The organism is Sulfuricurvum sp. (assembly GCF_036279695.1).
Taxonomy (GTDB): domain Bacteria; phylum Campylobacterota; class Campylobacteria; order Campylobacterales; family Sulfurimonadaceae; genus Sulfuricurvum.
In genome coordinates this window covers 1-9,603 of sequence record NZ_DASUIQ010000087.1, presented here as the reverse complement: position 1 = coordinate 9,603, position 9,603 = coordinate 1, and the positions used below count along the sequence as shown (strand labels likewise).

Annotated in this window: 10 protein-coding genes; 2 read left to right on the top strand and 8 right to left on the bottom strand. The window is 42.2% G+C overall.

Going from position 1 to position 9,603, the window contains the following annotated elements; all coding sequences use genetic code 11:
* Positions 1–60: 60 nt before the first annotated feature.
* From VFW36_RS08775 to VFW36_RS08750, 6 genes are all read right to left on the bottom strand, one after another.
* Positions 61–1,755 (bottom strand): acetolactate synthase large subunit, encoded by a 1,695-nt coding sequence (locus tag VFW36_RS08775; protein ID WP_329658434.1) that lies wholly within the window; start codon positions 1,753–1,755, stop codon positions 61–63.
* A gap of 127 nt (positions 1,756–1,882) precedes the next feature.
* Positions 1,883–2,332, bottom strand: a complete 450-nt coding sequence (locus VFW36_RS08770; RefSeq protein WP_329658433.1) for a response regulator — start codon at positions 2,330–2,332, stop codon at positions 1,883–1,885.
* The gene (locus VFW36_RS08765) at positions 2,325–2,822 is read right to left on the bottom strand and encodes a chemotaxis protein CheX (RefSeq protein ID WP_329658432.1); all 498 of its coding nucleotides are present in this window, start codon (positions 2,820–2,822) and stop codon (positions 2,325–2,327) included. Before VFW36_RS08765 ends, VFW36_RS08770 begins: the two co-directional genes overlap by 8 nt.
* Before the next feature lie 2 nt (positions 2,823–2,824).
* Positions 2,825–4,966 carry an ATP-binding protein gene (locus VFW36_RS08760; protein ID WP_329658431.1) on the bottom strand — a complete coding sequence of 714 codons (2,142 nt, stop codon included), beginning with the start codon at positions 4,964–4,966 and terminating at the stop codon, positions 2,825–2,827.
* A 66-nt stretch (positions 4,967–5,032) separates the two neighbouring features.
* Entirely contained in the window at positions 5,033–5,245 is a 213-nt protein-coding gene (locus VFW36_RS08755) for a hypothetical protein (RefSeq protein WP_329658430.1), read from the bottom strand.
* A 3-nt stretch (positions 5,246–5,248) separates the two neighbouring features.
* Positions 5,249–5,470, bottom strand: a complete 222-nt coding sequence (locus tag VFW36_RS08750; RefSeq protein ID WP_329658429.1) for a hypothetical protein — start codon at positions 5,468–5,470, stop codon at positions 5,249–5,251.
* 116 nt (positions 5,471–5,586) lie between these two features.
* On the opposite strand from VFW36_RS08750, the gene VFW36_RS08745 reads away from it, so the two are divergent.
* Together VFW36_RS08745 and VFW36_RS08740 are read left to right on the top strand one after the other, a co-directional pair.
* Positions 5,587–7,554 (top strand): putative bifunctional diguanylate cyclase/phosphodiesterase, encoded by a 1,968-nt coding sequence (locus VFW36_RS08745; RefSeq protein WP_329658428.1) that lies wholly within the window; start codon positions 5,587–5,589, stop codon positions 7,552–7,554.
* Position 7,555: 1 nt separating this feature from the next.
* Entirely contained in the window at positions 7,556–8,329 is a 774-nt protein-coding gene (locus tag VFW36_RS08740; RefSeq protein ID WP_329658427.1) for a GGDEF domain-containing protein, read from the top strand.
* Here VFW36_RS08740 and VFW36_RS08735 read toward each other — a convergent pair whose 3' ends face one another.
* Complete coding sequence (locus tag VFW36_RS08735; RefSeq protein ID WP_329658426.1) at positions 8,330–8,518, bottom strand: hypothetical protein; 189 nt, start codon at positions 8,516–8,518, stop codon at positions 8,330–8,332. It abuts the gene before it with no gap.
* 119 nt (positions 8,519–8,637) lie between these two features.
* Positions 8,638–9,603, bottom strand: a 966-nt coding sequence (nifK, locus tag VFW36_RS08730; protein ID WP_329658425.1) for a nitrogenase molybdenum-iron protein subunit beta, incomplete at its 5' end; no start/stop codon positions are given.

The window sequence follows — 9,603 nt, the reverse complement described above, 5'->3', positions numbered from 1 at the left end:
GTACGCTTGCTTCATTCATGACAATTACGGAAATAACACGACGTTCTGTCTGTTCCATCATCATTTCTCCTTGTACTCTAACATCATATTAAAGAGCGATCCGCCCGCCGGAACCATCGGAAGTACATTCTCAAAACGGTTTACCACAACATCGATAATCGCAACGACATTTTTCTCTACCGCATCTTTGAGCGCCGCATCAAACTCTTCTTTGGTATTGACGCGATACCCTACTCCGCCGAATGCCTCGGCGACTTTCACGAAATCAGGCTGCATCGATAGATCGGTGGATGAGTGGCGTTTGTCATAAAAGAGCGTCTGCCATTGACGAACCATCCCCAAAAAGTTGTTATTCAAGATAACGTTGATAACGGGGAGTTTATACTCGACCGCTGTCATCAACTCTTGGATATTCATCAAAATAGAGCCGTCCCCCGTAATATTGATACTGACTCGATCCATGTCGGCACGTTTCACCCCAAGCGCTGCGGGGAAACCAAATCCCATTGTCCCAAGACCGCCGGAACTGACCCATTGGCGCGGACGGGTAAAGGGATAAAACTGTGCGCTCCACATCTGATGTTGACCTACGTCGGTAGAGATATTGGCATCATCCCCCAAAAGCTGACCGATACGCTCAATAACCCATTGCGGTTTTAGACGATCGCCCTCTTCTTTGTAGGAGAGCGGATGCAGTTTGTTAAAGTTGGCAATCGTATTGTGCCATGACTCATAACGCTTAGGATCGATTTGCTCTTTCGCAAGCGGGATCATTTGCTCTAAAACGTTCTTGACATCGCCGACAATCGGGAAATGGGCATTCACCAATTTCGAGATACTTGCAGGGTCAATATCGACGTGGATGATCTGTGCATTTTTAGCAAACTCCGAGAGTTTCCCCGTAACACGGTCATCGAAACGCGCCCCAAGACCGATAACCAAATCGGTCTCACTCATCGCCATATTCGCCGCATACGATCCGTGCATCCCAAGCATCGAGATCAATAACGGATCATCGAAGCGAAGTGTTCCGCGCGCCATAAAGGTCTCAACGGCAGGAATTTGGGTGAGTTTTGAAAACTCACGTACCAATTCCGCCGCATTTGCGTTGATAATCCCACCCCCTAGATATAAAAGAGGACGTTTGGCGTGAGCAATCGCATCAATCGCTTTTTTGATCTGTCTTGTATTCCCTTTGGTCGTCGGTTTATACGTTTCGAGATTGACCTCTTTGGAATAATCAAACTTGGCGATTTGCGCCGTGACATCTTTAGGAATATCGACGTGAACAGGACCCGGACGACCGCTTCGTGCGATATAAAACGCCTCTTTGAGGATACGAGGCAAATCTGCCGCATCGGTCACCAAATAGTTGTGTTTGGTACAGGATCGGCTGATACCTACCGCATCGATCTCTTGAAACGCATCGGTACCGATGAGAGACATCGGCACCTGACCGCTGATCACGACGAGGGGGATTGAATCCATGTAAGCATCCGCCAGTCCCGTCACACCGTTGGTGAATCCCGGACCTGACGTAATCATAGCAACGCCCACTTTTCCGGTCGCTTTTGCGTACCCTTCTGCGGCGTGGACTGCCGCTTGTTCATGACGAGTCAAAATATGTTGAAATGATCGCTGTTTATAAATCTCATCATAGACGTTCATGATCGCCCCGCCGGGGTAACCGAATACGACTTCGACTTCCTCGGCGATGAGTGCTTCGATAACCATCTGTGCACCGCTGATTTGCATGTCGTCTCCTTATCCTAAGTAAATTTATATTGCACCTAAAAAATGGGACAATAAAGTTGAAAATTAGGGGATTATAAAAGAAAATAGCTATAAATTACGTTAAATAGAGGAGAATTCTTCTCTAGAATTAGGAAATATCCTCTATTTCAGGAAGCTTGATCGCTTCATCCACTAAAAGTGCCGCTTCTTTTTGCGTTAGAACATTCTCATCGATAATATTTGGGAAAATTTTACGAACGGTGTCGCGCAGTTTCATGAGATTGATCGGTTTAAGCAAATAACCTCCGGCACCGGAACGGATCGCATTAATAACCATCTCTTCTTGACCGTGAGAAGTCACCATGATGATCTTAACATGTTTATCGATTTTTTTGAGTTCTTGAACGGCGGTGATCCCGTCCATCTCCGGCATCGTAATATCCATCGTCACCAAATCGGGTTTAAGTCGTGCGTATAGAGCTATCGATTCATGACCGTCTTTCGCTTCACCGACCACTTTATGCCCTAATGCCTCGACCATTTTGGTAATATTTCGTCGCATAATGAGAGAATCATCTACTACTAAAACTTTAAGCATTTAACTCTCCTTCGAGTGAACCGATCACATTAAATTCCATGTTTCCAAACGGAGTTGAGAGTAATGCGGTTATCATGCCGGTTCCGTTTGTTTTTAAAATCGATTTGGCATCTTCGATCGTTACGGGAGGGGTAATCGTGACCCCTTTGCCTTTGTTAGGAAAATCATTGAGAGAATGCCCTACGATCGTGTTGGCAATCTCTCCCGCCGCACTATCACGCAGTGCTAAAAAATCATTCTCATGGATCTCTCCGTATGCAAATGCTTTGGTCAAGTTATCCAATAACAACTCATTATAGGTGACATAAAACAGTAGGTTCAATGTGCCGCCGATTCCGATCATAGTCGTATATTTTTTTAATTCTATTTTGCTTACCGAGCGATATTTCCCATCGAATGATGCTGCTATATGCATCTCATCGACCAAAAAAAGCTCCGCACGATAGATGATCGCGTTCAATACCTGTTTTAAAAGCTCACTTTTACCCATGGTCACTCCTTTGTTAGTGATTTTTTCGGAATAGAAAAGAGAAATTGAGTACCGATACCGACGTCAGATATAACACGATAACTCCCCCCTAATTTGTACAATTGGGCGCGTACCGATGCCAAACCGATCCCCCGTCCGGAAATATCACTCACTTCCTCTTTGGTCGAAAAATAGTCTTCAAACAAAAGATCCATGAGCGCTTCATCATTTTCCAGTTCCAACGCCGTTTTAATTCCGGTCTCTATCGCTTTTTGCTTGAGTTTTTCCTTATCGATTCCCCGTCCGTCATCAGCGATTTCGATCATAATATTCTCTTCATCTTCCGTGATAGCGAGATGAATCGTCCCCGATTCATCTTTATCGTGTTCTGCCCTCTCCTCCGGTGATTCAATACCATGATCAACACTATTTCGGATAACGTGGATCAGAGATTTGGCGAATCCTCGAAACTCCTCGCCTACGCTGAAAGAGGTTTTGTCCTCTATCTCCATAGGATAAAGCGATTTTTCCAAACGTTCCGCAAGCTGCTCAACGTATTTAGGAAGGGTAGAAAAACACTCTCCGATCGGTTTGAATTTGAGACGTTGCAACAACTCGAGTAAATCGTTCAACTCGTAACACGTATCAGGCTGTTCTTTTATAAGCTCTGCCATTTTGCCATGCAACCGTTCAAATGACGTATCATCTATCATAACACGTTCTTTTTTCTCTAAAAACTCTTCGCCTAACGTCTCTCGCAAAATTCCAAGATCTTTTTCAAGCCACAATTCAAAATCGATCTTGTTCATCATCGCCTGAAGGGTCATATTTGAGACTCCGCCTCCGTGAAGCCAAGAGGCAAACTTCGTTTCAACTTTATGAAGAGCCTGTAGGGTTGTCACAAATTCCTGCTGTGCGAACAACCCTTTATAGGTATGAATTTGCCGGTATAGTTCCGTTAAATTTTCCATTGGTGTGAGCTTAGTATCAATACAGCTAAAACGATTCGCTAAAAAGTGCCGATAATCATCCAAAAGCTCAAAGAACTCATCGCGGTTTCCGATCGCTGAAACAACCATTTTGAGAACATTACGTTCTCGCTCAATACTTTTTTCAAGATTCTTTTTGTCCGTTATATCGGTCAGAATCACCATAGCGCGATTCGCCTCTATTATTTTGTAGACGACATCGATCGCTTTGTTATTAATGACAAACTCATGCGGCAAGAGGGAGAGGATGGCATCTACTTTGACCTCATCGCTTTCATCAAAAACCGCTTGAAAGGTTTCCTCAAAAAACTCTCTTTTCTCACTCTCATCGGGATAAAAGAGTTTCCCGATCCGCTCATTTTCAATCGGTCGCTCAAAAATTTCCAAACATTTTTGAGAATACTCATTTTCAACGACAAGAGGAAGAGAAAAAGTCAAAAACCCTTGATTGGCATTGTCAAGCAACCTTGTGACGGCAATAGAGCGTTCTTCTAAATCAGCTGTTCGCTCGGCAACCTGACGCGACAATTCTTGTTGAATACCCTTATTCTGCATCCGATACGCGATAAAAAACGGGATTAGAATCAATATGTAAAAAAGTGCTTCGCCCAAGGACTGCATCAATAGTTTATGAAGCTGTGCATCAATGTTAGTGATCTCAATATCAGCCGCCGTAATGTAAACGCGCCCGCTCGGAGAGATATGCGGTAAAAAGACCGATCTAAAATGTCCCCACTGATCCGCACTTTCATCAAACTGCATCGTACGCGTCTGAAAGGCTTTTAACAATATAGGAGAAGCATCGGTATACTCATCAAAATAGTAACTAATATCCTCACCGCTTTTGAGCTCTTCAGCAGTTGCACTACTGGAAGTAAAATAGACTTTACCCTCTTGCAAAACAAACGAATAGACATATTTGACCGTTACACTTTCTGCGAAACGGGATAATTTTAGACGGTTTTCACGGTCCTGTTCCGGCGAAATTGAGCCAAATTTTGTTTCCGGTGTATGTAACGAGGGAGGAAGAAGTTGATCGGTAACGCTCGCACATTGAATAAGCCGTTTATCGATAAATGCTATCAGTTCAGAACGCTGCGTCGTATACTGGTAGGTGATATACCCAAACAGTGCGATAAGATAAAAAGCGACTGCACCGTAATAATATTTTTTCATACAAATAATACCCAAATAAAATAAGATTGTTTTATTTTACTAAATATTGTCTTGTATCAAACTTTATTAATAACTTCCTTCGCCTACCGTAATCACAAAATTGTCCTCCACCGCTACAACACCGAACGAATGTTGACCGCAAAAACTCTCATTAAGCTCTTGCGCCCATGCCCGTGCTACGCGATAAGCGTTTTCTTGGTCATCGAATGTTTTGATTTGCGGCATCCCTTTACGGATGGCACATTTACACAGTTTTTCAACAACGACATGATATTCCATCCCTTATCCTTTACAGCCGCAGCCGCTAACCATACCGATGACATAATTGTCATTCACTTCCACAAGCTGAAACTCATGTTTACCGCAAAAATGTCCTTGCATATACGCCAATTGAGTCTCTGCGGCTTCGAGAGCACCCTCTTTGGACTCATATGTGGTAATTTGAGACATCTCCTCTTTTTTAGCGCAACTGCATAGTTTTTCAATAACGACGTGGTGTTCCATATTTAGTTCCTTTTGAATTGATATTTTTAAACTGCATAGTGTGTTCCAGAACAGCTTGAGCGGTTTTGAACACAGTGTGCTATAATTATTTTTATAACCGTATATGAGGCAACCAAATGGCACTCAAAGATTTACAAAGCTTTAAAAACGCTTTCCAGCTTTCTGCCTCATATCTTATATTTGGTATGTCTTGGATCTATTTTTCCGATACCGCTGTTGCATCACTTGCTTCAAACACCCATCAACTCACTCTACTTCAAAATTATAAAGGGTGGTTATTTATTCTCATTACTACCTTTTTTCTATTTCTATTGAGCTATCGTTTTTTATATCAAAGATTTGTCGAGTATTCACAACAACTAGCAAAACAAAAGAGCGCTCAAATTCTTATAGAACAAAAAAATGCTCTCTTAAACTCCCTTATCAACAGCTCATCCGATGCTATTGTTATAAAAGGGTTGGATAAAAAGTATTTCATTGTCAATGAAGCGGCAGCTCACCTTTCAGGGCTCTCTGTTGATGATGTGATAGGAAAAACCGCCGATGAAATTTTCCCTCCTCAAACTGCCGACATGATAAATACATTGGATAATGAACTACTGGAAAATAAATCGTTTACAGACCATGAAGAGATCATGGTCATGCCTAATGGGATAACACGTATCAACTGGGTTACCAAAGGGCTCTTGAGAACAGAAAACGGAGAATTATTCGGTATCTATGGAATCTATCGAGATATTACCAAAGCCAAAGAAAATGAACAAGAAATTTTGAATGCAAAAGAACATTTTGATTATTTAGCCCATCATGATCCGCTCACAGACCTCCCTAATCGCCTCAGTTTAATTGAAATGCTTCAAGAAAAAAGTACCAAAACACCTATTGTCCCTTTTGCACTGATGTTTTTAGATTTAGACGGATTCAAAGAGATTAACGACTCTTTCGGGCATCGTTTCGGGGATCAAGTGCTAATCCTCTTTTCAAAATTATTGCAGGATCTTTTCCCAAAAGAGACGTTAATCCTTCGTACGGGGGGTGATGAGTTTGTCATCCTGCTCGAATCAAGTATTGACCAGCACTCTATTCAAATACAAATAAACCGTCTCATTCAAACCCTTAATGACCCTTTTACTATCGATCAGATTGAGGTATTTATCACTGCGAGTATAGGAATTTCGCTCTATCCAGATGATACTTCTAATCCTGAAGAGCTCCTGCAAAAAGCTGATGCTGCAATGTATAAAGCAAAAAGTATAGGACGAAATACGTATAGCTTTTACAATAACGGTTTGACCCAAGAAGTACTGGAGCGAACCACCCTTGCTTCAAACCTCAAAAAAGCGATAAGTAATTGGGAATTGACCCTCTATTATCAGCCGCAAATCGACCCTCATTCAGGAAAAATCATAGGGGTGGAAGCACTCGCACGCTGGATTACGGATGAGGGGATGATCCCGCCGTCTCAATTTATCCCGATCGCGGAAGAGAGGGGGTTGATCATTGAATTAGGAAATTTTGTCCTAGAACAAGGATTTAGAACAGCCGTAAGATGGATCAATATGGGGGTATTTAGCGGAAAAATCGCTATTAACGTATCGGTTAAACAGCTTATCCACCAAAATTTTTTATTTCAACTCGAAGAACTGCTCTATAAGACAGGATGTAGCCCCGAATGGATCGAACTCGAAATTACCGAAAGTACCATTCTCGAATACCCTGAAAAAATCATTGCTCTGCTCAGTGTGATCAAGAGCAAAGGGTTTAAAATCTCTATCGATGATTTCGGAACCGGATATTCATCCCTATCCTACCTCAAGCATCTCCCCGTAGATAAACTTAAAATTGACATCTCCTTTGTCCGCAATATCACAATGGAACCTAAAAACCAAACTATCATTAAAACAATTATAGCTCTTGCAAAAGGGTTAGGGATGACAACCGTTGCCGAGGGTGTTGAGACGCTCGAAGAACTCGAATTTTTACGTTTAAGCGGTGTTGACTCTATTCAAGGGTATTATTATTATAAACCAATGAGTATGGAAGCTACCGAACACTTATTTATACAACACTCAAACAGGATTTAAAATGGGCGATTTATACAAAGAACATATCGATATTACGAATGAAGTCAAAGAGAGCATCCAAAAACTAAAAGTTGTTTTCCCCGCCGAATATAATCGAATCTATGCTGAAAAGGCTAAATCTCACCACATCGAGCTTAAACCGAACCAAGTCATCAGCTCCGAAATGCTCGATGAAAAAATGGTGCGTCATCTCATCACCCTATCTCAATGTACCGACGATGCGATTCATGCAATCGAAACCGAAGATAAAGAGTTATTAAGCATTGTACTTGCCGAGACCAAAGCACTCCAAGAAGAGATACACGAACTCCAAAAAATCGTCTATGAAGACGGTCTAACCAAAAGCTATAACCGAAAATGGTTTGAGGATATGCTCTGTGATTCTGATCATATTTCGATCCGTGACAGCGGCACCCTTGTCATGGTCGATCTCAATAAGTTCAAACAAATCAACGATAAATTCGGACATGTCGTCGGGGACAAAGTTCTGATTCATATCGCGTTTAAACTCAAAGAGACAGGCGGGCGAGTCGTCCGATACGGCGGAGATGAATTTATCATCATTTTTGATTCAAAAATTTCAGAACATGAGATTCAAACAAAAATGTCATCCATTTTAGAGTATTGCAACAATGTTCACTTTAAAGTCGATCAAAATGAATTTAAAATCAATTTCGCCTACGGAATGGCTACTTTTACGAACGGTTCGAATATCGATACGATTATCGAAACTGCCGACAAAGCGATGTATGACAATAAAACTTGTCTGATTTAATCACGATAACGGCGTTGTCTGAACGACAAAATAGAGTTCATCTTTGAGCGTATTGAGGCTTTTGATGACATTGCTACGCCGCGTCTCATCCAGTTCAAAATGCTGTTCAATCGAATCGTAAATACGATCGATGCTCGCATACACTTCAACCATCAGTTCGGCTTTGATTTTATCGTGAACGGCTGCCATAAATCATCCTATTTGTTTGAGTAAATATTTCTAAAAACATTCAACCAAAAAAATCTCCCATGTGGGAGAAAGTGACGAGAATCAATGAAGTATTTGCCTCCGACGGAGGCAAATTGTCCTTAGCGGACGAGGTCGAAGAAGTAGTCAGTGGTAGCGATGTTTTTAGTATCTTCATCCAATTGGTCAAGAACTTTGTTCGTGATCCAAGTAAGAAGGTTCAACGCTCCGTCGTATCCGCTGATAGAGTAACGGTGTAGGTGATGACGGTCGAAAATCGGGAATCCGATGTAGATCAACGGAGTTCCTGTATCACGCATCAACTCTTTACCGTAACTGTTACCGATCATGAAATCAACCGGCTCAGTGAAGAGGAGTGAACGCATTGCCCACAAGTCTTTACCAGCCCATACGTTCAAGCTGTCTTTAGCCGGAGACGTATCGAGCAATGCTCTCATCTCAGCTTCCCAGCCGTTCGGTGCATTGTGGCAAAGGACGTGAGTCGGCTCAGCACCCATCTCTAACAAGAATGAAACGGCTCCGAGAAGGAAGTCAGGATCACCCCAGATAGCGAATTTTTTACCGTGCATGTACGGATAGCTGTCTTGCATAGCATCAACAAGGCGACCGCGCTCAGTTTTTAGTTTTTGTGGAACTTCGGTTCCAGTTAATTCAGCCAATTTCATTACGAACTCATCCGTCCCTTTAAGACCGATCGGGTTAGAGAATCCACCAGCGTGTTTCCAACGTTTTTCGACCATTTTCATGGTTTTAGACGTTGCGTATTTTTGCAATGAGATTGTTGCACTTGAGTTGATACAATCTTTTGCATCTTCGAGTTTTGTTCCGCCAGAGAACATTTCGTAGTTACCTGCCGGCATATCCCATTGATCAGAGTGGTCACCCAACATGATATAGTCAGTACCGAACGCTTCTACGATGCTTTTTACGGAGCGTAGGCTTCCGATGTACGTTTCAAAACCAGGGATGATGTTGATACGTTGTTTCGTTTCACCTTTTTGACCCTCAGTGAGCTGAGACATGATACCGTGCATCATGTTGTCATAACCTGTGATATGGCTTCCTAC